At 66.5% G+C, this 24174-nt stretch carries 23 protein-coding genes; 7 read left to right on the forward strand and 16 right to left on the reverse strand.

The features are described from left to right. Position 1 precedes the first annotated feature (1 nt). Positions 2–1069 carry a cell division protein ZipA C-terminal FtsZ-binding domain-containing protein gene (locus tag A7W11_RS14405; RefSeq protein WP_066413505.1) on the forward strand — a complete coding sequence of 356 codons (1068 nt, stop codon included), beginning with the start codon at positions 2–4 and terminating at the stop codon, positions 1067–1069. A 59-nt stretch (positions 1070–1128) separates the two neighbouring features. After that, positions 1129–3234, forward strand: a complete 2106-nt coding sequence (ligA, locus tag A7W11_RS14410) for an NAD-dependent DNA ligase LigA (RefSeq protein ID WP_066413508.1) — start codon at positions 1129–1131, stop codon at positions 3232–3234. Between the two features lie 212 nt (positions 3235–3446). Here the strand turns inward: ligA and A7W11_RS14415 are convergent, their stop codons facing one another. The 4 genes from A7W11_RS14415 to msrB are packed head-to-tail and all read right to left on the reverse strand — an operon-like array spanning position 3447 to position 5515. Further along, entirely contained in the window at positions 3447–4223 is a 777-nt protein-coding gene (locus A7W11_RS14415) for a peptidylprolyl isomerase (RefSeq protein ID WP_066413510.1), read from the reverse strand. An 18-nt stretch (positions 4224–4241) separates the two neighbouring features. Beyond that, entirely contained in the window at positions 4242–4517 is a 276-nt protein-coding gene (locus tag A7W11_RS14420; RefSeq protein ID WP_066413515.1) for a BolA family protein, read from the reverse strand. A gap of 13 nt (positions 4518–4530) precedes the next feature. Further along, a complete protein-coding gene (locus tag A7W11_RS14425) occupies positions 4531–5100 on the reverse strand; it encodes a septation protein A (RefSeq protein ID WP_066413520.1) in 570 nt (189 codons plus the stop codon). A 16-nt stretch (positions 5101–5116) separates the two neighbouring features. Then, the gene (gene msrB / locus A7W11_RS14430; protein ID WP_066413523.1) at positions 5117–5515 is read right to left on the reverse strand and encodes a peptide-methionine (R)-S-oxide reductase MsrB; all 399 of its coding nucleotides are present in this window, start codon (positions 5513–5515) and stop codon (positions 5117–5119) included. Positions 5516–5842: 327 nt separating this feature from the next. Between msrB and A7W11_RS14435 the strand changes: the two genes are divergently transcribed. The 4 genes from A7W11_RS14435 to A7W11_RS14450 all read left to right on the forward strand — a co-directional run bounded on the left by A7W11_RS14435 (position 5843) and on the right by A7W11_RS14450 (position 10841). After that, positions 5843–7006, forward strand: a complete 1164-nt coding sequence (locus A7W11_RS14435; RefSeq protein ID WP_066413525.1) for an ABC transporter substrate-binding protein — start codon at positions 5843–5845, stop codon at positions 7004–7006. A gap of 207 nt (positions 7007–7213) precedes the next feature. Further along, positions 7214–8251 (forward strand): branched-chain amino acid ABC transporter permease, encoded by a 1038-nt coding sequence (locus A7W11_RS14440; RefSeq protein WP_066413529.1) that lies wholly within the window; start codon positions 7214–7216, stop codon positions 8249–8251. A gap of 5 nt (positions 8252–8256) precedes the next feature. Next, positions 8257–10092, forward strand: coding sequence for a branched-chain amino acid ABC transporter ATP-binding protein/permease (locus tag A7W11_RS14445; protein WP_066413532.1), 1836 nt, complete (start codon positions 8257–8259; stop codon positions 10090–10092). Continuing rightward, positions 10089–10841: an ABC transporter ATP-binding protein gene (locus tag A7W11_RS14450; protein ID WP_066413537.1), complete on the forward strand. Its 753-nt coding sequence runs from the start codon at positions 10089–10091 to the stop codon at positions 10839–10841. Before A7W11_RS14445 ends, A7W11_RS14450 begins: the two co-directional genes overlap by 4 nt. A 48-nt stretch (positions 10842–10889) precedes the next feature. Here the strand turns inward: A7W11_RS14450 and A7W11_RS14455 are convergent, their stop codons facing one another. From A7W11_RS14455 to fdxA, 12 genes are all read right to left on the reverse strand, one after another. Continuing rightward, positions 10890–11936, reverse strand: a complete 1047-nt coding sequence (locus A7W11_RS14455; protein WP_162270274.1) for a sensor histidine kinase — start codon at positions 11934–11936, stop codon at positions 10890–10892. Positions 11937–12093: 157 nt separating this feature from the next. Then, a complete protein-coding gene (locus A7W11_RS14460; protein WP_066413540.1) occupies positions 12094–13107 on the reverse strand; it encodes an ABC transporter substrate-binding protein in 1014 nt (337 codons plus the stop codon). Between the two features lie 210 nt (positions 13108–13317). After that, positions 13318–14313, reverse strand: a complete 996-nt coding sequence (locus A7W11_RS14465) for a branched-chain amino acid ABC transporter permease (protein WP_066413542.1) — start codon at positions 14311–14313, stop codon at positions 13318–13320. Beyond that, the gene (locus A7W11_RS14470; protein ID WP_066413543.1) at positions 14310–15197 is read right to left on the reverse strand and encodes a branched-chain amino acid ABC transporter permease; all 888 of its coding nucleotides are present in this window, start codon (positions 15195–15197) and stop codon (positions 14310–14312) included. The genes A7W11_RS14465 and A7W11_RS14470 overlap by 4 nt, the downstream gene beginning before the upstream one ends. Positions 15198–15294: 97 nt before the next feature. Next, positions 15295–16509 carry an ABC transporter substrate-binding protein gene (locus tag A7W11_RS14475; protein ID WP_066413545.1) on the reverse strand — a complete coding sequence of 405 codons (1215 nt, stop codon included), beginning with the start codon at positions 16507–16509 and terminating at the stop codon, positions 15295–15297. 85 nt (positions 16510–16594) lie between these two features. Beyond that, the gene (locus A7W11_RS14480) at positions 16595–17353 is read right to left on the reverse strand and encodes an ABC transporter ATP-binding protein (RefSeq protein WP_066413548.1); all 759 of its coding nucleotides are present in this window, start codon (positions 17351–17353) and stop codon (positions 16595–16597) included. A gap of 91 nt (positions 17354–17444) precedes the next feature. Continuing rightward, complete coding sequence (locus A7W11_RS14485; protein ID WP_066413551.1) at positions 17445–18218, reverse strand: ABC transporter ATP-binding protein; 774 nt, start codon at positions 18216–18218, stop codon at positions 17445–17447. Between the two features lie 208 nt (positions 18219–18426). Next, a complete protein-coding gene (nth, locus tag A7W11_RS14490) occupies positions 18427–19062 on the reverse strand; it encodes an endonuclease III (protein WP_066413552.1) in 636 nt (211 codons plus the stop codon). Between the two features lie 2 nt (positions 19063–19064). Then, positions 19065–19751 (reverse strand): electron transport complex subunit RsxB, encoded by a 687-nt coding sequence (gene rsxB, locus A7W11_RS14495; RefSeq protein ID WP_066413553.1) that lies wholly within the window; start codon positions 19749–19751, stop codon positions 19065–19067. 88 nt (positions 19752–19839) lie between these two features. After that, positions 19840–21075 (reverse strand): polyhydroxyalkanoate depolymerase, encoded by a 1236-nt coding sequence (locus A7W11_RS14500; protein WP_066413555.1) that lies wholly within the window; start codon positions 21073–21075, stop codon positions 19840–19842. A gap of 183 nt (positions 21076–21258) precedes the next feature. Further along, positions 21259–22032, reverse strand: a complete 774-nt coding sequence (locus A7W11_RS14505; protein WP_066413558.1) for a ferredoxin--NADP reductase — start codon at positions 22030–22032, stop codon at positions 21259–21261. 44 nt (positions 22033–22076) lie between these two features. Continuing rightward, the gene (gene fdxA, locus A7W11_RS14510; RefSeq protein WP_066413567.1) at positions 22077–22400 is read right to left on the reverse strand and encodes a ferredoxin FdxA; all 324 of its coding nucleotides are present in this window, start codon (positions 22398–22400) and stop codon (positions 22077–22079) included. 575 nt (positions 22401–22975) lie between these two features. Between fdxA and pncB the strand changes: the two genes are divergently transcribed. After that, a complete protein-coding gene (gene pncB, locus A7W11_RS14515) occupies positions 22976–24154 on the forward strand; it encodes a nicotinate phosphoribosyltransferase (RefSeq protein WP_066414111.1) in 1179 nt (392 codons plus the stop codon). The last annotated feature ends 20 nt before the right edge of the window (positions 24155–24174 follow it).

The raw sequence follows: 24174 nt of genomic DNA on the forward strand, positions 1-24174 counted from the left end.
AATGAGCGATTTGCAGATGGGGCTGATTGCCCTGGGTGTGCTGTTCATCCTGTTGGTGCTGGGATTCAACTGGTGGCAAGACCGCCGGGTGCGCCGCAAGATGCAGGCGCAGTTTCCTGGTTCCGAACAGGACCCGCTGCTGGGCGCCGGCGACATGCGCGCGGGCGCCGCGCCGGTGGTGGCCAGCGGCCCCTCGCGCCGTGAGCCCGGCATCGGCCACAGCAATGCCGCCGTGTCCTCCGAGGCGCCCTCGCACGAGGCCGACGATCCCCAAGAGCCTGATCCCGCCTGCGAGGTCGTCATCGAGGTGCGCTTCAGCGAGCCGGTGCGCGGCGCCGACCTGGTGCCGCATCTGCAAAGCCTGCGCAGCGTGGGCCGCAAGCCCCTGCGTGTCTTCGCCGAGACCGATGGGCATCGCCACCGCGCCCGCGTGCACGCGCAGGAAACCTATGTATCGCTGCAACTGGCCGTGTTGCTGGCCAACCGCAGCGGTGCGCTGACCGCCATCGAGTGGTCGCAGGCCTGGGCGCGCGCGCAGGACCTGGCCGACCGCTTCGACGGCAATATCGAAAGCCCCGACCAGCAGGCCGCGCTCGAACAGGCCGCCCGCCTGGACGACATTTGCGCGGCGCTGGACACGCAGGTGGGCCTGACGCTGGTGATGCAGGCGCCTATGTCCGCATCCGACGTCCTGTCCGCCGCCATGGCGCTGGGCTTCTCGGTCGATGGGCCGCGCCTGGCCTGGCTGGCCGACAGCGGCGTGACGCGGTTCACGCTGTCGCGCGCCGACGGCGCGCCGCTGGAAGCGGGCGGCGCGCCCTCCGACCGGCTGTACCTGCTGCTGGATGTGCCGTGCACGCCGGCCGACGCGCGCGCCTTCGGCCGCATGGTCGACGTGGGCCGCGATCTGGCCGGGCGCCTGGGCGCCGATCTGGTCGACGATCAGGGCAAGCCGCTGGGGCACGGCGCCGACGAGGTCATCGACGAGCGCCTGCAGGTCCTGTTCCAGCAGCTCGAGCAGGCCGGGCTGCCGGCCGGCGGCGAGCGCGCGCTGCGGGTCTTTTCTTGATTCTTTATCCGGCGGTCTGGCGGCGCGGTTGAGGTCGCCCGCGCCGGACTGGACATGCCATGACGGATAACAAGCCCACCCCGCCGACGCCGGCCGAACGCGCCGCCGTCCTGCGTACCGAGATCGAGCAGCACAACGTCCGCTACTACACGCAGGATGCGCCCACGATATCGGATGCCGATTACGACGCGCTGATGCGCGAACTGCAGGCTATCGAGGCCGAGCATCCCGAACTGGTCACGGCGGAATCGCCCACGCAACGCGTCGGTGCCGCGCCCCAGGCCGAGTTCGGCAGCGTGCGCCACGCGGTGCCCATGCTGTCGCTGGGCAACGCCTTCGAGGAAGACGACGTCACCGCGTTCGACAAGCGCGTGTCCGACACGCTGCGCAACGCCGGCCTGCTGGCGGCCGAGGCGCAGGTCACCTATTTCTGTGAATTGAAGCTGGATGGCCTGGCCATCAGCCTGCGCTACGAAGACGGCCTGCTGGTGCAGGCCGCCACGCGCGGCGACGGGCAGACGGGCGAAGACGTCACCGCCAACATCCGCACCATCAAGGAGATTCCGAAGCGCTTGAAGGGCCCCGCGCCCAAGGTGCTGGAGGTGCGGGGCGAAGTGCTGATGACGCGCGCCGATTTCGAGCGTCTGAACCAGACGCAGGCCGAGCGTGGCGAGAAGATCTTCGTGAACCCGCGCAACGCGGCGGCGGGCAGCCTGCGGCAACTCGATTCGCGCATCACCGCGCAGCGCCGGCTGACGTTCTTTGCCTATAGCTGGGGCGAGGTGCAGGGCTTGCCGCGGGGCGAGTCGGACGTCTACGACGAACCCGCGCCGGGTGTGCGCGAAGCGTCCACGCTGCCGCGCGACAGCCATGGCGACATGCTGGCCTGGCTGGACGAGATGGGTTTGCCCGTGAACGTGGCGCACAACCATCGCGCCCAGGGCGCCGCCGGGCTGATGGCGTTCTACAAACAGGTCGGCGAGATCCGCGCGGACCTGCCCTACGACATCGACGGCGTGGTCTACAAGGTCGACGCCTTGCCGGCCCAGCGCGTGCTGGGTTTCGTGGCCCGGGCGCCACGCTTTGCCGTGGCGCACAAGTTCCCCGCCGAAGAGGCCACCACCGAGCTGCTGGGCATCGAGGTGCAGGTGGGCCGCACCGGCGCCATCACGCCGGTGGCACGCCTTGCGCCGGTGTTCGTGGGGGGCGTCACCGTCACCAACGCCACGCTGCACAACGAGGACGAGATCCGTCGCAAGGATGTGCGCGTGGGCGACACGGTGATCGTGCGCCGCGCGGGCGACGTGATTCCCGAGGTGGTCGGTCCCGTGCTGGAAAAGCGCGAAGGCGATCTGCCGCTGTTCGTCATGCCCACGGCATGTCCGGTGTGCGGCTCGGCCATCGAGCGCCTGGAAGACGAAGCCATTGCGCGCTGCACCGGCGGCCTGTTCTGTGCCGCGCAGCGCAAGCAGACCCTGTCGCACGCCGCCGGCCGCAAGGCGTTGGACATCGAAGGCCTGGGCGAGAAGCTGGTGGATCAACTGGTGGAAAGCGGCCGGGTGAAATCGCTGGCCGACATCTACAGCCTGAAGGGCGCCGAGCTGGCCGCGCTGGAGCGCATGGGCGAGAAGTCTGCCGAGAACCTGGTGCAGGCCATCGACAAGGCGCGCAAGCCCACGCTGGGCCGTTTGCTGTTCGCCCTGGGCATCCGCCACGTGGGCGAGACCACGGCGCGCGACACGGCACGCCATTTCGGGTCGATCGACGGGGTGATGAATGCCGACGAGGAAGCCTTGCTGGCCGTGCCCGACGTGGGGCCGGTGGTGGCGGGCTCCATCCACCGTTTCTTCGCGGAGCCGCACAACCGCGAGATCGTCGACCTGCTGCGCCAGCAAGGTGTGGAACCGGTGGCCGAGGCTGAGCCGCAAGGCACCGCGCTGGCCGGCAAGACCTTCGTGCTGACGGGCACCATGCCCACCTGGACGCGCGAGGAGGCCACGATGTACATCCAGGCCGCGGGCGGCAAGGTCAGCGGTTCGGTGTCGAAGAAGACGGCCTACGTGGTGTCGGGCGAGGATGCCGGCAGCAAACTGAAGAAGGCGCAGGAACTGGGCGTGACCATCCTGGACGAGGGTGGGTTGAAGGCGTTGCTGGGGCAGGGCTGAGGGTTTATCGCCGCCTCTAAACCGTGCAGGATGGCGTTGTCGATGGCGCCGGCCTGATGCAACGCGACGAGATCGCTGTGCAGTGAGTCAATTATCTTGCTCATGCTTTCCCCGCAATGCATGGGGTTGGGGCAGCATGGATCATGCGTCAGCCAAAATAAAAGAGCCTGCTCGAAAAGCAGGCTCTTTTACCTATGGCCGAAAGACCCGTCTTACTGCACCTTGGCCTTGTCGCGCAGATCTTTCTGGAAGGCGCTGAGCGTTTGCTGGCGCAGCATTTCTTCCAGTTGCGGACGGACCTGATCCAGCGGCGGGAATTGCACCGGGCGGGTGTCGTCGACCTGGATGATGTGCCAGCCGAACTGGGTTTGCACCGGCTTGTCGGCCAGTTCGCCCTTCTTCAGCTTCTGCACGGCCTCGGCGAACGGGGGCACGTAGTTGGTGGGGGGCGCCCAGCCCAGGTCGCCGCCGCGCTCGGCGCTGCCGGGGTCTTGCGAGTTCTTCTTGGCCAGGTCGTCGAACTTGGTCTTGTCCGACTTGATCTGGGCCAGCAGGTCGTTGGCGGTCTTCTCATCCTTGACCAGGATGTGGCGGACCTTGAATTCCTGCTTGCCGGCCTGTTCCTTCTTCATCTTGTCGTACTGGGCCTGGATCTGGGCGTCGGTGACGGGGTGCTTTTCCAGGTAGCCAGCCATCAGCGAGCGCACCAGGATGCCCTGGCGAGCCAGTTCCAGTTCGGTCTGCACGTCGGACTGCTTGGCGATGCCTTGCTTCTCGGCCGCCTGCACGAACACCTGGCGGTTGATCATCTCCTGCTTGACCTGCTCGCGCAGTTGCGGCGAGTCGGTGGCGCCCTGCGAGACCAGCAGCTTGACGAACTCGTCCAGGCTCTTCTGCGTGATGGCCTTGCCGTTGACGGTAGCCACGTTCTGCGCGAAGGCAGGCGCGGCGATAGCGCATGCGGCAGCCAGCATGATGATGCGTTTCATGGATGTCCTTTGTGGGATTTACTGGGAAGAAGGCGGCTGTGCGTCGAGCGCAAGCGCATGGATGGGATGGGGGATGAGATCTTGCAAATGATGATACACCAGCCTGTGGCGGGCCACGTGCGACAGGCCGGTGAAGCAGGCCGCCACGATGCGTACGTGGTAATGGCCCGCGCCGCCCTGCGCGCCGGCGTGTCCGGCATGCAGGTGCGAGTCGTCGCGGATGTCCAGTTCGAGCGGCTCCAGGGCGGCCAGGCGCCCGCGGATCAGGCCGATGCGGTCGGTATCGTCGGTCATGGTGAAAGCGGGGTCAGTCCTTGGCCTTGTCGTCGTCCGCCGCTTCGGCGGGGCGGATGTGCCGGCCCAGCCAGATCGACTGCGCGATGACGAAGACGATCATCAGGCCGGTCTGGCCGAACGCCTTGAAGCTGACCCATTGCGCTTCGGTGAACTGGCCCGAGAAGGCCACGTACAGGTTGAGCACGCCGCAAGCCAGGAAGAAAAGGATCCAGGTGATGTTGAGCCTGTCCCAGATGGCGTCGGGCAGGTCGATCTGGCGGCCCATGAGGCTGCGCATCAGGTTGCGGCCCATCAGCAGGCGCGCGCCCAGCAGCACGGCGGCGAAAAGCCAATACAGCACGGTGGGCTTCCACTTGATGAACACGTCGCTGTGCAGCCACAGCGTGGCGCCGCCGAAGACCATGATGACGGCCAGGCCGATCCAGTGGGTGGGCTCGATGGCCTTGCCGCGCAGGCGCAGCCAGGCGACCTGGGCCAGCGAGGCCGCCATGGCGACCCCCGTGGCCACGTACAGGTCGGCGAACTTGTAGGCCGCGAAGAACAGGATCAGCGGGAACAGGTCGAACAGGAACTTCTTCATCGCAGGCAGGGGCCCTTTATGGCGCTTCGGGCTCGAACTTGAGCGACAGCGAGTTGATGCAGTAGCGCAGCCCGGTGGGCTCGGGGCCGTCGGGGAAGACGTGGCCCAGATGCGCGTCGCAGATGTTGCACAGCACTTCGGTGCGGATCATGCCGTGCGTGGTGTCGCGTTCTTCGCGCACGCGCTCGGGGTCGATGGGCTCGAAGTAGCTGGGCCAGCCGCAGCCCGCGTCGAACTTGGTGTCGGACGCGAACAGCGGCGTGCCACAGCCCACGCAGCGGTAGATGCCGTGCTGGAAGGTGTCCCAGTAGCGTCCGGTGAAGGCGCGCTCGGTGCCTTTTTCACGGACGACCGAGAACTCTTGCGGAGTGAGGATGGCGCGCCATTCGGCGTCGCTCTTGCGTACTTTTTCCATGGGGTCTTCGACCTCCGATCGAACGAAAGGTTCGGAGTAACCCGCGATGTTAAACGACTTTGACGCGGCCAATGTGACCGGTTTGTTTGGACAATGCGGGTAACCCCTAGCAGACGGTGAGAAGCCCGCTCAAGTAGGGTTCGCCATTATCAAATGCGTTTGCTGAAAGGCGGATCGGCGCATTTCACCCCTGTTGTCTAAGGGTTGATACGCCCCTTGCATGCGTCGCATTTGATACGGATTTAATCCTATAATCCGTTTTTCTGTATAACTTTAAACCAGCCCGCGACCCGTTCCAGGGATTGCCGGGCACACAGGAGACAAAAGATGCCCAAGCATTTTGGCTTGTCCGCGCTCGCCGCCGCGTTGGCGCTCAGCCTGCCCATGGTGGCCGGCGCCCAGGTCAAGGTCGGCGTCACGCTGGCCGCCACCGGCCCCGCCGCCTCGCTGGGCATCCCCGAGCGCAACACCGCCACGCTGCTGCCCAAGGAAGTGGCCGGCCAGAAGATCGAATGGATCGTGCTGGACGACGCCACCGACACCACGGCCGCCGTGCGCAACTCGCGCAAGCTGGTCACCGAGGACAAGGTCGACGTGCTGGTCGGCACCTCGATCACCCCGGGTTCGCTGGCCATGGTCGACGTGGCCGCCGAAGCCAAGGTGCCGATGATCAGCGTGGCCGCCAGCGCCAAGATCGTCGAACCCGTGGACGAAAAGCGCCGCTGGGTCTTCAAGACCCCGCAGAACGACGCCCTGATGGCCAGCGCCCTGGCTGACGCCATGGTCAAGGCCAAGGTCAAGAACCTGGGCTTCATCGGCTTCGCCGACGCCTACGGCGACGGCTGGCTGGACGTGATGCAGGCCGCCGCCAAGGCCAAGGGCATCAGCGTCACCGCCATCGAAAAATATGGCCGCACCGACACCAGCGTCACGGGCCAGGTGCTCAAGCTGGTGGCCGCCAAGCCCGATGCGATCCTGATCGCCGGCGCCGGCACGCCGTCGGCCCTGCCGCAGAAGGAACTGAAGGCCCGCGGCTTCGGCGGCCTGATCTACCAGACCCACGGCGCCGCCAACAACGACGTGCTGCGGGTCTGCGGCAAGGATTGCGAAGGCATGCTGCTGCCCGCCGGCCCGCTGCTGGTGGCCGCGCAGCTGCCCGACGACAATCCCGTCAAGAAGTCGGCCCTGAACTACGTGCAGACCTACGAGAAGGCCTATGGCGAGGGTTCGGTCAACACCTTCGGCGGCCACATGTGGGATGCCGGCCAACTGATCGTGGCCGCGTTGCCCGAGGCCCTGAAGTCGGGCGCCAAGCCCGGTACGCCCGAGTTCCGCGCCGCCATGCGCGATGCCATCGAAGGCGTGAAGAACCTGGCCGTGTCGCAAGGCGTGTTCAACATGAGCCCCACCGACCACGCGGGTTTCGACCAGCGCTCGCGCGTCATGGTCAAGGTCGTGAACGGCAAGTGGACGTACCAGCCGGGCCTCTGATCTGATCCAGCCAGGTCTGGCATCATCCGGGAGGCGCGTCGCGCAGCGGCGCCGCAAAGGCGCAGCGACGTGCTTCCCCGCAGCACCTCGCACCGGCCTCCAGGGCCTGTTGCCACTTTTGGTGTCGACAGGCCCCTGGGCCGGTGTGTCGTATTCGCAGTGCTCCGGTCGGGGTCGGAGCGCCAGGAAAATCAACAGGTCGTATAGATGGATTCCACAATTGCGCTGATCCTGCTGCAGGACGGCATCGTCAACGGCGCGATCTATGCCCTTCTGGGCATGGCGCTGGTACTGGTGTTTGCCGTCACGCGCGTCATCTTCATTCCCCAGGGCGAGTTCGTCGCGTTCGGCGCGCTGACGCTGGCCATGCTGGTCGACGGCAAGATGCCCGGCACCGTGTACCTGCTGCCCCTGCTGGGCGGCGTGGTCACCCTGCTCGAACTGGTCCGCGCCGCGCGCACGGGCAGTTGGGCGGGCCTGCCCAAGGTGCTGCTGGGCTGTGTGGCGTTGCCGCTGGCCTTGCTGGCGCTGACCTCGGCCTACGTCGGCCCCGACACCTCGCTGTGGCTGAACATGCTGCTGACGCTGGCGCTGGTCATTCCCATGGGCCCCATGGTCTACCGCATCGTCTACCAGCCGCTGGCCGAGGCCACGGTGCTGGTGCTGCTGATCGTCTCGGTGGCGCTGCACTTCGCGCTGATGGGTCTGGCGCTGGTGTTCTTCGGCGCCGAGGGCTGGCGCACGCCGGCCTTCGTGTCGGGCCAGGTCGACCTGGGCTTCGGCACCTGGTCGGCGCAGAGCCTGTTCGTGGTGGCGACCTGCGCGCTGCTGATCGTCGCGCTGTGGCTGTTCTTCGGCAAGACGCTGTATGGCCGCGCGCTGCGCGCCACCGCGGTCAACCGCCGCGGCGCCCGCCTGGTGGGCATCAGCACGTCGATGTCGGGCAGCCTGACCTTCACGCTGGCCGTGGCCATCGGCGCCATGTCCGGCATGCTGATCGCGCCCATCACCACGGTGTACTACGATACCGGCTTCCTGATCGGCCTGAAGGGCTTCGTCGGCGCCATCATCGGCGGCCTGGCCAGCTATCCCGTGGCCGCCGCCGGTTCGGTGCTGGTGGGCCTGCTCGAATCCTATTCATCTTTCTGGGCCAGCGCCTACAAGGAAGTCATCGTCTTCACGCTGATCATCCCGGTGCTGATCTGGCGCTCGTTCGGCAGCCATCACGTGGACGACGAGGAATAAGCATCATGAACCGTATCCTGACGATCGTCTTTCTCGTCGTGCTGGCGGCGCTGCCGCTGCTTCCGTTCACTCCCGAGTTCTGGATCACGCAGCTCAACTACATCGGGCTGGCCAGCCTGGTGGCGCTGGGCCTGGTGCTGCTGACCGGCGTGGGCGGCCTGACCTCGTTCGGCCAGGCGGCCTTCGTGGGCCTGGGCGCCTACACGACCGCGCTGCTGTCCACGCATTACGGCGTGTCGCCGTGGCTGGCGCTGCCGATCGGCCTGGTGCTGACGGCGCTGGTGGCGTATCTGCTGGGCCAGATCACGCTGCGCCTGTCGGGTCACTTCCTGCCGCTGGGCACCATTGCCTGGGCGCTGTCGCTGTATTACCTGTTCGGCAACCTGGACGCGCTGGGCAAGCACGACGGCATCGCCGGCATCGAGCCGCTGGCGTTCTTCGGCCTGTCGCTTGCCAGCGGCCGCAACATCTATTTCCTGATCTGGGTCTGCGTGCTGCTGGCCCTGTGGGGCACGCGCAACCTGCTGGATTCGCGGCCCGGCCGCGCCATCCGCGCGCTGAAAAGCGGCGCAGGCATGGCCGAGTCGATGGGCGTGAACACGGCCTCGTACAAGATCATCATCTTCGTGTGGGCCGCGTTGCTGGCGTGCGTGTCGGGCTGGCTGTACGCCCACATGCAGCGCGCCGTCAGCCCCAGCCCGTTCGGCCTGAACTACGGCATCGAGTATCTGTTCATGGCGGTGGTGGGCGGCGCGGGCCACGTATGGGGCGCGCTGCTGGGGTCGGCACTGATCCTGTCGCTGAAGGACCAGTTGCAGAACTGGCTGCCCTCGCTGTTGGGCAGCGACGCCAACTTCGAGCTGATCGTGTTCGGCGTGCTGATGATCCTGATGCTGCAATATGCCAGCAGCGGCCTGTGGCCCATCTTGTCGGGCTGGTGGGAGCGCATCGGCGGCGGCGGTTCGCGCCGCAGCCGTCCCGCGCCGCCCGAGGCGCCGGCGCTGCCGCAGCGCGAGCGCCCGCAGGGCGGGGCGCTGGTGCTCGAGGTCGACAGTATCCGCAAGCAGTTCGGTGGCCTGGTCGCGGTGAACAACATCTCGTTCAAGGTGCGCGCGGGCGAGATCATGGGCCTGATCGGTCCCAACGGCGCGGGCAAGAGCACCACCTTCAACCTGATCAGCGGCGTGCTGCCGGCGACCAGCGGCCAGGTGCGCTTCCTGGGGGAACGCATCGACGGGAAGTCGGCGCGCGTCATCTCGCAATCCGGCGTGGGCCGTACTTTCCAGCACGTGCAACTGCTGCCGACAATGTCGGTACTCGAGAACGTGGCCCTGGGCGCGCACCTGCGTTCCGATGTGGGCGTGATGGCCGGCGCCCTGCACACCGACCGGGCGCGGGAAGCCCGTCTGCTGCACGAGGCCGCGAAGCAACTGCAGCGGGTGGGCCTGGGCGACTACCTGTACGAACAGGCGGGCAACCTGGCGCTGGGCCAGCAACGCATCCTGGAAATCGCCCGGGCATTGGCCGGCGACCCCCTGCTGCTGCTGCTGGACGAACCGGCGGCGGGCCTGCGCTACAAGGAAAAGCAGGAACTGGCCCAGGTGCTGGAGCAACTCCGCGCCGAGGGCATGAGCATCCTGCTGGTGGAACACGATATGGATTTCGTCATGCGCCTGACCAATCACCTGGTGGTGATGGATTTCGGCACCAAGCTGGCCGAAGGCGTGCCGGCCGAGGTGCAGCAGAATCCCGCCGTTCTCGAGGCCTACCTGGGCGGTATCGACGACGACCTGCCCGAGTCGGTGCAGGCGGCGCCCGCCGTGGCGGGAGGCACGCGATGAGCGATCAACAGCAGTCCATCCTGGAAGTGCGCGATCTGTCGGCCCGCTATGGCAAGGTCGGCGCGCTGACCAACGCGGTCATCAGCGTGCCCGCCGGCAGCATCGTCACCGTGATCGGCGCCAACGGCGCGGGCAAGTCGACCATGCTGAACGCGGTGATGGGCGCCTTGCCGCAGACCGGCCACGCCACGGGTCAGGTGCAGTACGCCGGCACCGACGTGTCGGGTTGGCAGGTCGAGCGCCGCGTCTCGGCCGGCATGTCGCTGGTGCCCGAGCGCCGCGAACTGTTCGGCAGCATGTCGGTGGAAGACAATCTGCTGCTGGGCGGCTTCCGCCGCTATCGCGCGCGCGAGAGCGGCTGGCGCGACACGCTGGAAGAGGTCTTCACGCTGTTCCCGCGCCTGCGTGAGCGGCGCGGCCAGCAGGCCGGCACGCTGTCCGGCGGCGAGCGCCAGATGCTGGCTGTGGGCCGCGCGCTGATGGCCAAGCCGCGCCTGCTGATGCTGGACGAGCCCAGCCTGGGCCTGGCCCCGCGCATCGTGCGCGAGATCTTCCACATCATCGCGCGCCTGCGCGAGACGGGCGTGGCGATCCTGCTGGTCGAACAGAACGCGCGCGCCGCGTTGCAGGTGGCCGACTACGGCTATGTGCTGGAAACCGGCGAGATCGTGCTGCACGGCCCCGCCCGCGAACTGGCGGGCAATCCCCGCGTGATCGAGAGCTATCTGGGGCTGGGCAAGAAAGAGTAGGGCGGCGTCCACCGCTTGGCGGTTCGAGGCGGGAGGCGCCGGCGGCGATCAGACGAAGCTCGGCTCGCCGTGCACCGACAGCCGTGTCACGCTGCGGTCGGCCTGCTGTTCCATCGTCAGGCTGTAGCGTTCCGGATAGCACTGCGCCAGCCGCTGGTTCAGATTGTCCAACACCGGCCCGGCGCGCGAGGGGTCGAACGTGCCGGACAGATGGCCCGGATTGTCCACTTCGATTTCCAGCACCGAGTCCCGCATCCATACCTGCACCTGCACGTGGAACGGCGCATCGCCCGCGCGCTGGCCTTGCCGCACGGCATGTTCGACCAGGGCGGGCAAGGTCATGTGCGGCAGGCGCTTGCCCAACGCGGCGGCGTCCACGTCGTAGCGGCATGAAAAACGCTCCCCCAGCCGTTGCGTCTGGATGCCGACGAAATTCCGCACCGCCGCGACCTCCTCTTGCACGCTGCACAGGGTGTTGCCGTGCCTGTCCAGCGCGTATTCGAGGTAATCGGCCAGTTGCCCCGCCAGTTCCTGTGCCCGCGCGGGCCGCGTGGCGATCTCGGCCTGGATGGCGTGCAGCGTGTTCAGGACCAGATGCGGCTCGACCTGGCGTTGCAGGTGTTCGAGTTCCTTCTGCCGCGCCTGGGCCTCGGACAGGCGTTCGGTGCGCACGTCCAGCTCGGCGCTGAAGCCGTAATAGGCCAATGCCCAGATGCACAGCACGCCCAGGTAATAGACGAACCCCAGCGAGAAGGTGCTGCGCGGCATGATGGCCGAGGCGCCCATCGGAAACAGGTCTCGTATCGCGGTGCCCAGCAACCCCAGCAGGAAGGCGCCCATGACGCAGGCCGTGACGGCGGCCAGCAGGACGTACAGGCGCCGGGCCCCGCCGGCATAACGCACATGCAGCACGGCCGCCGCGCTCGTGCCGATGAAGCCCAGCGTATCGAGGGTGGTGGTCAACGCCAGCGCCAGCGTGGGATTGGCGAAGGCCGCGCTGCGGATCCAGAAGCCGATGGCCCCCAGCGCCAGCCAGCCGATGGGTTGGACGCGCCAGAAGAACGGAGAAAGCCCAGCGCCGGTCAGCATTGTCATGAAGGGTATTCGAAAGGCAGGCAAGGATAGCCTGCCAACCCGCCGCCAACAAGGCGAGGAAGACTCCATCAAGGGGGCTGGGTCTGTCAACCTTGAAGAGCGCCTCGCGCAGCCAGGGAACCGGCCGGCATGCGGCATGGCGCCGGCCCTGGCCGCGCTACAGCGCGGCTTGCACCCGCTGCGCGACCTCGGCGGGCACCCACGTTTTCCATTCGTCGCCATAAGTCTTCAGGAAGTACCTGGCGGCGTCCTCGGGCTCGGCGCCTTCGTTTTCCAGCCAGCCCAGCGTGCCGTCGATGGCCTTGCTGGAGATCTTGATGGACGAGAAGAAGGCCTGCAGCTGCGGCGCCTGCCGTGCGAAATCCGCGTTCAGGCCGGTGACGACCGGCTGGGCCTTGAACTCGGTGGCTACGGGATTCGCGCACTTGGGATCGGTGATGCAGCGGTAGGCCTGCGGATCGAACGGGGGTAGTTCCAGTTTCACGAGGTCCAGCGCGCCCACCAGCGCCGTCGGCGTCCAGTAGTAGAAGACGATGTCCCGCTTGCGCTTGTAGGCCGAGACGATGGCGGCTTTCTGCGCGGCGCCCGAGCCGGGGGCGAACATGGTGTAGCGCTGGTCCAGCTTCAGCGCGCGGATCAGGTTGTCGTTCAGCGTGCCGCAGGCCCAGCCGGCAGGGCAGCCGTAGATGCGGCCTTTGCCGGGTTCCTCGGGATCGGTGAACGTGTCCTTGTAGCGGGCCAGGTCGGCGGCGCGCTTGAGATCGGGATGGCGTTCGGCGGTGTAGCGTGGGATGTACCAGCCTTCGCCGGCCTCGTAGACCTGTCCCACGCCGATCACCTTCTTCGAGGCTAGGGCCTTGGTCCAGGCGCCTTCGATCTGGCCGGGCCATACTTCGGGTGTGACGTCCACGTCGCCGCGCTGCAGCGCGGTCAGCATGGCCAGGGTTTCGCCGGGTTCGACCTGGGTCTTGCAGCCGTAGCCCTTTTCCAGGATGAAGCGTTCGATGCCTGCCAGCACCAGGTTCGATTCCCAGTTCAGGCCGGTGAAGCGCACGGGACGCTGCACTTCGCACCGCGGACCCTCGGTGGCGGCCGAGGCCGCGGCAGGCAGCGCCGCCGCCAAGGTAAGGCAGGCGGCCAGCGCCAGTTTGGAAATGGGGGTTGCGCGCATCGGCAGGGCTCCTGGGCAGGCATGCCGCCGAAGCTGAGGGCGGCTGGTGGATAGTCAGCCGCTCATTCTACGAGCCATGGGCAGGGGGCGCGTCCCTGCCGCGCGACGCTTGGTAAGCGGCTGTGAGCGAGCGGCAGGCGGCAGGCCTGCGTGCATGGCGCATGCGGCATCGGGAGCAGCGCCGGGATGCCGATCCCGCCGCCGGGCGCGTCAGGCTTTTGCCGCTGCCGATGCCGACCTGCGCCGCGCGTACAGCGCCGCGACTTCGCCGACCAGGCCGCGCCGGAACGCCATCACGCACACCACGAAGATCAGGCCGATCACGATGGTGACCGATTCGCCCAGCTGATTGAACCAGTCGATGCCTGTCAGGCTGGCCAGGCCGCGGCCGAAGTCGCCGACCTTGTTCTCCAGCATCACCACGATGAAGGCGCCGATGACCGGGCCGGTCAGCGTGCCCAGGCCGCCGATCAGCGTCATCAGGATCACCAGGCCGGACATCTGCCAGGTGGCGTCGGACAGCGTGGCCGACACGAACACCAGCGACTTGGTGGCGCCCGCCAGGCCGGCCAGCGCGGCCGACAGCACGAAGGCCAGCAGCTTGAAGCGGTCCACGTCGTAACCCAGCGACAGCGTGCGCGGTTCGTTCTCGCGCAGGGCCTTGAGCACCTGTCCGAAGGGCGAGTGCACGGTGCGCCAGATGATGAAGTAGCCGATGGCGAACACGGCCATCACCACGTAGTACAGGTTCAGGTCTTGCGACAGGTCGAGCACGCCCAGCAGCGTGCCGCGCGGGATGCTCTGCAAACCATCCTCGCCGCCCGTGAAACGCGCCTGCAGGAAGAAGAAGAACACCATCTGCGCCAGCGCCAGCGTGATCATGGCGAAGTAGATGCCGCTGCGGCGGATGGCGATCAGACCCATCACCAGCCCGAGCAACGCCGCCACGGCCACGCCGAACAGCACGCCCAGCTCGGTGGGCAGGCCCCAGATCTTGATGGCATGGCCGGCCGCGTAGGCCGCGCTGCCCAGGAAGGCCGCGTGGCCGAAGGACAAGAGGCCGGTGTAGCCCAGCAGCAGGTTGAAGGCGCAGGCGAACAGTGCATAGCACAGGACCTTCATGACGAAGATCGGATAGACGCCCATGAAAGGTAGCGCCGCCACGATGACGGCCGCCAAGACGTAGCCCAGCAGTTGACGGTTCATTTTTCCCTTCCGAACAGCCCGGCGGGGCGCAGCAGCAGCACGATGGCCATGATGATGAAGACGACGGTGCTGGACGCCTCGGGCCAGAACACCTTGGTCAGGCCTTCGATGACGCCCAGGCCCAGGCCGGTGACGATGGCGCCCATGATGGAGCCCATGCCGCCGATCACGACCACGGCGAACACCACGATGATCAGGTTCGAGCCCATCAGCGGCGACACCTGCAGCACGGGGGCCGCCAGTACGCCGGCGAAGCCCGCCAGCGCCACGCCGAAGCCGTAGGTCAGCATGATCATGCGGGGCACGTTCACGCCGAAGGCCTCGACCAGGCGCGGGTTCTCGGTGCCCGCCCGCAGCAGCGCGCCCAGCCGGGTGCGCTCGATCACGAACCAGGTGGTCAGGCACACCGCGATGGAAGCCACCACCACCCAGGCGCGGTAGTTGGGCAGCACCATGAAGCCCAGGTTGGTGGCGCCGCGCAGCGCCTCGGGCGTGGGATAGGGCTGGCCCGACACGCCGAAGACGCTGCGGAACAGGCCTTCGATCAGCAGTGTCAGCCCGAAGGTCAGCAGCAGTCCGTACAGGTGATCCAGCTTGTACAGGTGCCGTAGCAGCAGACGTTCGATCACGATGCCGAACAGGCCCACCACGATGGGCGCCAGGATCAGCATGACCCAGTAGTTCAGGCCCAGATAGGACAGGCCCATCCAGGCAACGAAGGCGCCCAGCATGTACAGGGCGCCGTGTGCGAAATTGATGACGTTGAGCAGGCCGAAAATGACCGCGAGCCCCAGCGACAACATGGCGTAGAACGAGCCGTTCACCAGGCCCAGCAGCAGTTGTCCCAGCAGCGCCTGTATGGGTATGCCGAATACTGAAATCATCTTGTGGATATTCCTGCGCGCGTGCGGATTACAGCGTATTCAGTTCGCGGCGCGGCCTGGCGGACGATGCGAGGCCGCGCCGGATGGCGCTGAAGACTTACTTCTTGACCAGCTTGCAGGTCGATTCCGACAGCTTGGTGTAGACGTCATCGCCCGGCAGGGTGGCGACGACCTTGTAGTAGTCCCACGGGCCCTTGGATTCCTTGGGCGTCTTCACCTGCATCAGGTACATGTCGTGCACCATGCGGCCGTCCTCGCGGACCACGCCGTTCTTGGCGTAGAAATCGTTGACCTTGTTCGACTTCATCCACTTCATCAGCGCGTCGGCATCGTCGGTGCCGGTGGCCTTGACGCCGCTCAGGTAGAACGCCACCGACGAGTAGTCGGCCGCCTGCAGCGACGAGGGCTTGCGCTTGACCTTGTCCTCGAACTTCTTGGCCCAGGCGCGCGAGGCGTCGTCCTGGTTCCAGTACCAGCTGTCGGTCAGGTACATGTTCTGGGTGGCTTGCAGGCCCAGCGAGTGGATGTCGTTGATGAACACCAGCAGGCCGGCCATCTTCATGGTCGAGGTCACGCCGAATTCGTTGGCGGCCTTGATCGAGTTGACCGTGTCGCCGCCGGCGTTGGCCAGGCCCAGGATCTGCGCGCCCGAGGACTGGGCCTGCAGCAGGAAGGACGAGAAGTCGGTGGTCGACAGCGGGGCGCGGACGTTGCCCTTGATCTCGCCGCCGTTGGCCTTGATGACGGCCGTGGTGTCGCGTTCCAGCGCGTGGCCGAAGGCGTAGTCGGCGGTCAGGAAGAACCAGCTCTTGCCGCCGTCCTTGACCACGGCGGAGCCGGTGCCGCGCGCCAGCGCCACGGTGTCGTAGGCGTAGTGAACGGTGTAGGGGGTGCACTGCGCGTTGGTCAGGTCGGAGGCGCCCGCGCCGATGGAGATGAAGGGACGCTTCTTCTCGGCGGCCACGGCGGCCATGGCCAGGTTGGTGGCGGAGTTGGTGCCGCCGATCAGCACGTCGACCTTCTGCTGGTCGAACCATTCGCGGGCGCGGGCCGAGGCCACGTCGGCCTTGTTCTGGTGGTCGGCGGACAGCACCTCGATCTTCTTGCCGTTGATCGAACCGCCCGCATCCTCGATGGCCATCTGGATCGCCGTCAGGCCCGCCTTGCCGTCGATGTCGGAATACACGCCCGACATGTCGGTGATGAAGCCGATGCGGATCACATCGTCGGAAATGCCCTGGGCCTGGGCGGGTAGCCCGGCGAATCCCAGGCCGGCAAAGGCCAGTGCAGCAGTGATGGTGTGCAACTTCATGGGATGACTCCTCTCGTTCCTGTGTTTTGGGGTGCCGGCGTGGTGCCGGCGGGTGACAGGCTTTCTTCTTGTAGACAGGTACTGCTCAGACGCCCAACAGTTCGTTGAGCGTGTCCTGCTTCTGTGCGAGTTGCGAGGCGTCGAAGTGCTCGACGATCTGGCCGTGCTCCATGACGTAGAAACGGTCGGCCAGCGGCGCGGCGAAGCGGAAGTTCTGCTCCACCATGACGATGGTGTAGCCGCGCGCCTTCAACGTGGTGATCATGCGGGCCAGCGCCTGCACGATCACGGGGGCCAGGCCTTCCGAGATCTCGTCGAGCAGCAGCAGGTTGGCGCCGGTGCGCAGGATGCGCGCCACCGCCAGCATCTGCTGCTCGCCGCCCGACAGGCGCGTGCCCGGCGAGTTTCGGCGTTCGTGCAGGTTGGGGAACATCTCGTAGATTTCGGCCAGCGACATGCCGCCGCCCAGTGCGCCCACGGGAGGCGGCAGCAGCAGGTTCTCTTCGCACGACAGGCTGGCGAAGATGCCGCGCTCTTCGGGGCAGTAGCCGACGCCCAGATGGGCGATGCGATAGGTGGGCAGGTCGATCGACTCGGTGCCGTTGATGCGCACCGACCCCTTGCGCGAACCGGTCAGGCCCAGGATGGCGCGCAGCGTGGTGGTGCGACCGGCGCCGTTGCGGCCCAGCAGCGTGACGACTTCGCCGCGCGCGACCTCGATGTCCACGCCGTGCAGGATGTGCGATTCGCCGTACCAGGCGTGCAGGCCCGAGATTTGCAGGGCAGGGGTGCCCGCCGAGGCATGCGGTGTTGCTTTCTCTGCCGCGCGTTCTTCATGCGGCATGGCGTACGTTGCGGTACTCATGGGTTACCCCCTTGGCGCCGTGCGCCGTCCCCCCGAGGGGGAATTTCGCCTTTCGGACGGCCGGGCAGGCTCATGCATGCGCTCCTTGAAGTTCACCATCGGTGGTGCCCATGTACGCCTGCATCACCGCCGGATGCTTCGATACGACGCCGTACGGGCCCTCGGCCAGCACGGCGCCGCGCGCCAGCACGGTGATGGTGTCGGCAATCGAGGACACGACGTTCATGTTGTGCTCGACCATGAGAATGGTGCGGCCTTCGCTGACGCGCTTGATCAGGTGCGTGACGCGGTCGACGTCTTCGTGGCCCATGCCCTGCGTGGGCTCGTCCAGCAGCATCAGCTCGGGTTCCATCGCCAGCGTGGTGGCGATCTCCAGCGCGCGCTTGCGGCCGTAGGGCAGATTGACGGTGGTCTCGTTGGCGAAGGCGCCCAGGTCGACCTGCTCCAGCAACTGCAGCGCGGTACGGTCCAGGCTGTGCAGCCGCGATTCGCTTTTCCAGAAGTGGAACGACAGGCCGGTCTTGCGCTGCAGGCCGATGCGCACGTTCTCCAGCACGGTCAGGTGCGGGAACACCGCCGAGATCTGGAACGAGCGGATGACGCCGCGGCGCGCGATCTGCGCGGGACGTTCACGCGTGATGTCCTCGCCGTTGAAGACGATGCTGCCCGAGGTGGGCGACAGGAACTTGGTGAGCAGGTTGAAGCAGGTGGTCTTGCCTGCCCCATTGGGACCGATCAAGGCATGGATCTCGCCGCGCTTGACGCGCAGGTCGACCCCGTTCACGGCCACGAAGCCGCGAAACTCCTTGGTCAGTTTTTTTGTCTCCAGGATGGCATCGTCCATATCGGCATACCAACATCGTTTTATGTAGTTGCGGCGAGTATGCGGACCCCCATGGCAAATATCCATGAGGGTTTTTCATAGTATGTTGCCGTGCAGCGTGGCCCGGCCGATATGGAAGATTTATGACAGAGAGGGCGGGCCGCTTCCTGGCGAGAACATCGCCCTCAGTGGCTGCCAGCCGAAAGGCGATGCGCGCGCCGCCCTGCTTTCACGCAGCAGTTTTTTGTTTGAATTCGCAAAGGTCGGAAATGCCGCATTGCGGGCATTTCGGCTTGCGCGCCACGCATACGTAGCGGCCATGCAGGATCAGCCAGTGGTGCGCGTCCAGCCGGTATTCCGGCGGAATCACCTTCTCCAGCTTCAACTCCACGTCGAGCACGTTCTTGCCCGGCGCGATGCCGGTGCGGTTGGACACGCGGAAGATGTGCGTGTCCACGGCGATGGTGGGTTCGCCGAATGCCGTATTCAGCACCACGTTGGCGGTCTTGCGGCCCACGCCGGGCAGGGCTTCCAGCGCCTCGCGGCTGCGCGGCACTTCGCCGCCATGCCGTTCCAGCAGCAGCCTGCACGTGGCGATCGTGTTCTTGGCCTTGGTGCGGAACAGGCCGATGGTCTTGATGTAGTCGGCCAGGCCTTCCTCGCCCAGGTCCAGCAGGGCCTGCGGCGTGCCGTGGGCGGGGAAGAACTTGCGCGTGGCCAGGTTCACCGATTTGTCGGTGGCCTGCGCGGACAGCAACACCGCGATCAGCAACTGGAACGGGGTCTCGTATTCCAGCTCGGTGGTGGGCGTGGGGTTGGCGGCTTGCAGGCGAGTGAAGATCTCGCGGCGTTTGGCGGCGTTCATGGTCAGTTGGCCTGTCGGCGGGCGCGGGCGCGCGCCAGAGCGGATTCGATGGCGGCGCGGCGGCGGTCGGCCTCGGCCTCGGGCGCGGCAGCCGGCTCGGCCGTCGCGGCGTCCGCGGACGCGGTCTGCGCAGTGGGGGCGTCCGTTTGCGGCGCGAGTGCCTCCGGCGTTTCGGCCATCAGGCGCTGCTGCTCGGCCGGCGCACGGGCCAGCCGTTCGCGGCGCGCGACGTGGCGCGAGCGCGCCGCCTGCGCATCGGCCGGGGTCCACGCGCGCCCGGCGGGCACCATGGCGATGCAATCGACCGGACAGGGGGGAATGCACAGATCGCACCCGGTGCACAGATCGGGCAGCACGGTATGCATGCGCTTGGCCGCGCCCACGATGGCGTCCACCGGACAGGCCTGGATGCACAGCGTACAGCCGATGCAGTGGGCCTCGTCGATGACGGCGGCCGTCAACGGGCCGGGCTGGCCGCGTTCGGTGTCCAGCGGCAGTTCGGGGGTGTCCAGCAACTGCGCCAGCGCGGCGATGCCCGCGTCGCCGCCCGGCGGGCAGCGGTTGATGGCGGCATCGCCGGCGGCGATGGCCTCGGCGTACGGGCGGCAGCCGTCATAGCCGCACTTGGTGCATTGCGTTTGCGGCAGCAGGCTGTCGATGCGCTCGGCGAGCGTCGGAAGGGAGGGCATGGGCGGTGAAAGAGAGCGAGGCGCGCAGCCTGGGGCGTGGGGCCTGTCCGCGCGATGCGGCGTGGCAGGCCCCGATGCGCTGTCCCGCTCAGGACTGGCGGATGAATGCCGCGATTTTAGGGCAGATCGTCTCGCGCCACCGGCGGCCGGCAAAGATGCCGTAGTGGCCCGCGCCCTGCGCCAGGTAATGCTGCTTGCGGGCGGCCGGAATGCCGCGGCACAGGTCAATGGCCGCGCGGGTCTGGCCCTGGCCCGAGATGTCGTCCAGTTCGCCCTCGATGGTCAGCAGGGCGGTCTTGCGGATGTCGGCGGGCCGCACCGGCTGGCCGTCCACGACCCAGGTGCCGCTGGGCAGGCGGAACTCCTGGAACACCGTGCGGATCGTGTCCAGGTAGAACTCGGCCGGCATGTCCAGCACGGCGTTGTATTCGTCGTAGAAGCGCACGTGCGCCTCGGCGTCGCCGTCGTCGCCGCGCAGCAGGTCGAGGTAGAAGTCGTAGTGTGACTTCAGGTGGCGGTCGGGGTTCATCGCGATGAAGCCGGCGTGTTGCAGGAAGCCCGGATAGACGCGCCGGCCGGCGCCGCGGTAGTTGCCCGGCACCATGTGGATCAACTGGGTCTCGAACCACTCGTACGGCTTGGTGGTGGCCAGGCCGTTGACCTGCGTGGGCGACTGGCGCGGATCGATGGGGCCGCCCATCATCGTCATGGTGCGGGCCTGGACAGGCTCGTCGGCGCTGGCCATCAGCGAGATGGCGGCCAGCACCGGCACCGTGGGCTGGCAGACCGAGATGACGTGCAAGTCGGTGTCCGCGCCCAGCATGCGGATGAATTCCTGCACGTAGTGCACGTAGTCGTCCAGGTGGAACGGGCCGGCGGCCAGCGGCACCATGCGCGCGTCGACCCAGTCGGTGACGTACACGTCGTGCGCGGGCAGGAGCGCGCGCACCGTGTCGCGCAGCAGCGTGGCGTGGTGGCCCGACAGCGGCGCCACCAGCAGCACGCGCGGATCCTTGCGGGCAGCGGCGTTGCGCGGCAGTTCCCGTTCGAAATGGATCAGGCGGCAGAAGGGCTTGTCCAGCGCACAGGTCTCGCGCACCGCCACGGTCTTGCCGTCGATCTCGGTGCCGTGCAGTTGCCATTCGGGCTTGTGGTATTCCTTGCCGATGCGATGCACCAGCGCCAGGCTGGCCGCCATCTGGCGCGCGATAGGCGTGTAGGACAGGGGGTTATACGGACTGGAGAACCACTGGGAGCCGGCGTCGGTGAACTCGGCCAGCGGGCGCAGGAAAGCCCGCTGCATTTCGTGCAATTGGTACAGCATGGAGAGATCGTTCCTTGCTTGCCTACGTGCTGGGGGAAATAAGGATATTTCCAAACAGTCTGTTGCGGGTGGTTGAAAACCCCTGTTGCGTTGCGAAAAAACGACTGGGAAGGCCGTTATTCGGCGCCGCAGGCAAGGGCGTCGGGACCGGATAAAGGGCGGTGGGCAGAGCCGGACGGCGGCCTACCAGTAGTTTTCGACCGCCAGCGTGCCGGGAATGCCGCGCCGCCCGGGCGCGAAACCGCGTTCGCCCAGCAGCTTGCGGGCATCGGCCAGCATCTCGGGATTGCCGCACAGCATGACGCGCGCGGGGGCCGGGTCCAGCGGCAGCCCGGCCAGTTCCTCGAGTCGGCCGTCGGCGATCAGCGTGGTCAGGCGTTCCTGCGGCATGCCGGGCAGGGTTTCGCGCGTGGCGATGGGCAGATAGATGAGCTTGCCGGGCGCCGCGGCCTGCCAGGCGGCGATCTCGTCGCGGTAGGCCAGCTCGTCGGCCGTGCGCACGCCGTGCGCCAGCACGATGCGGTCGAAGCGTTGCCAGACGGCCGGATCGTCCAGTATGGACAGATAGGCCGACAGGCCGGTGCCCGTGGCCAGCAGCCAGAGGTGGTCGCCGGTGGGAAAGCGTTCGAGCGTGAGGAAGCCGAAGGGCGTCTTGTCCACGTACAGCGCGTCGCCGGGTTGCAACTGCGCCATGCGCGGGCTGAACTCGCCGCCGGGCACCACGATGGAATAGAACTCGAGCCAGTCAGCCGAGGGCGCGGACACCATCGAATACGCGCGCCACACGGTGGGCTCGGCGTGGAGATCGGTGGGGTCGGCGGGCAGGCCGACGCGCGCGAACTGGCCGGGCTGGAACGCAAAGGCCGGGTCGCGCGTGACGCGTACCGAGAAGAGTTTGCCGGGCACCCAGGTGCGTACCTGGGTGACGGTCTGGCGGGTGTACTTGCTGTCTGTCATCGGCAATTCGGGCGGTCGCGCAAAGGTCGGTCCGCCGGTGCGCTTCAGCGCTCGAGGTACTGCAGCTTGTCTTCCTTGCCGTTCCAGTCGTCGGCGTCGGCCAGCGGTTTCTTGGCGCGGCTGATGCTGGGGAAATCGGCGGACAGCTCGGCGTTCAGGGCGATGAATTTCATCTGGTCCTGCGGCACGTCCTCTTCGGCATAGATGGCGTTGGCCGGGCACTCGGGGATGCAGACGGCGCAGTCGATGCACTCGTCGGGGTCGATCACCAGGAAGTTCGGCCCCTCGCGAAAACAGTCAACCGGGCAAACGTCCACACAATCGGTGTATTTGCACTTGATACAGTTTTCGGTGACTACGTGGGTCATTCAGGAACTCCGGACAGGCGGCGCGTAATTGAAAGATTTTACCTAATGCGCCAGGGCGGCACGATCATAACCCCGCCCCAACAATGGGTGTGTCGATGTCGTGGGATGCATTGTTGCGATCTTGACAACGATATAGGGGTTTCTTTTGTGCCTCGATTTGAGTTCTTGCGCGCCTGGGGCACCACTGCGAAGTCTCGTCCTCGCGCTTTCGCGCTCCGGGCGTGACTTCTCCGTAATGCCCCAGGCTCAAGCGTCTCAATTCCAGGCGCCGCACAACACATTTCTTTGGCCACAGTTCGTACCCATGAAGAGATGCATTGCGCATTTTGGAGGTCGTGAAAAGCAGCGCGACACCGTACTCCGTCGGGAGCAGCAAGCGCTCCGGAGAAGTCGCGCCCGCAGCGCGAAAGCGCGAGGACGAGACTTCGCAGGGGCGATTGCTGCGGCAAAAGAACGAATACCGTGCCACATCAGCACTCCGAACAGGGCAAGCTGCAATACCCCCAGGGGAGCGCGAGGGCCCCGCCCTCGCAAGCCCCCTCTGTGATATGGTTGCCGAAACGAATCGCGCGATCATGATAATCACTTCGCTGCTCGACACCGACCTGTACAAATTCAGCATGATGCAGGTCGTGCTGCACCATTTTCCTGCTGCCCAGGTCCAGTATCGCTACAAGTGCCGCACGCCCGGCATCGATCTGCGTCCGTACCTGGAAGAGATCCGCGCGGAGATCCGGCATCTGTGCCAACTGCGGTTCACCGAGGCCGAGCTCGAATACCTGCGCAACCTGCGGTTCATCAAGAGCGACTTCGTCGATTTCCTGGGGCTGTTCCACCTGCCCGAGCGCTGCATCAGCGTCAGTCCCGATCCCGATCATCCGGGCGAGATCTTCATCTCGGTCGAGGGGCCCTGGCTGCACACGATCCTGTTCGAGATCCCGGTGCTGGCCATCGTCAACGAGGTCTACTTCCGCAACACCAGCAAGGATGCGGACTGGGAAGAAGGGCGCAGCCGGCTGCAGTCCAAGATGCACCTGGTGTTGGACGATCCGGAACTGGCCGACTTCCGCGTGGCCGACTACGGCACGCGCAGGCGCTATTCCAGGATGTGGCACGAGGAAGTCGTGACCACCATGAAAACGCAGATGGGCAAGCATTTCGCCGGCACCAGCAACGTGCTGCTGGCCATGCGGCACGGCGTGCTGCCGTTGGGCACCATGGGCCACGAGTACCTGCAGGCCTGCCAGGCGCTGGGGCCGCGGCTGCGCGATTCGCAGGTGTTCGCGTTCGAGGTGTGGGCCAAGGAATACCGCGGCGACCTGGGCATCGCGCTGTCCGATGTCTATGGCATGGATGCCTTCCTGCGCGACTTCGACATGTATTTCTGCAAGCTGTTCGACGGTGCGCGCCACGACTCGGGCGATCCCTTCACGTGGGGCGAACGCATGCTCGAGCATTACCGCGCCAACCGCACCGATCCGCGCGCCAAGACCCTGGTGTTCTCCGACGGCCTGACGTTCCCGCGCGCCATCGAGCTGGCGCGCCGCTTCGCCGGGCGCTGCAAGGTATCGTTCGGCATCGGCACCAACCTGACCAACGACCTGGGCCACGAGCCGCTGCAGATCGTCATGAAGATGGTCCGCTGCAACGGGCAGCCGGTGGCCAAGGTGTCCGATGCGCCCGAAAAGACCATGTGCGACGATCCGGCCTACCTGGCCTATCTGCGCCAGGTCTTCCAGTTGGCGCCCGCGTAAGGCGCGGCGCAGTCCTTTTC

It is taken from the genome of Bordetella ansorpii (genome assembly GCF_900078315.1).
GTDB classification, from domain to species: Bacteria; Pseudomonadota; Gammaproteobacteria; order Burkholderiales; family Burkholderiaceae_B; genus Bordetella; species Bordetella ansorpii.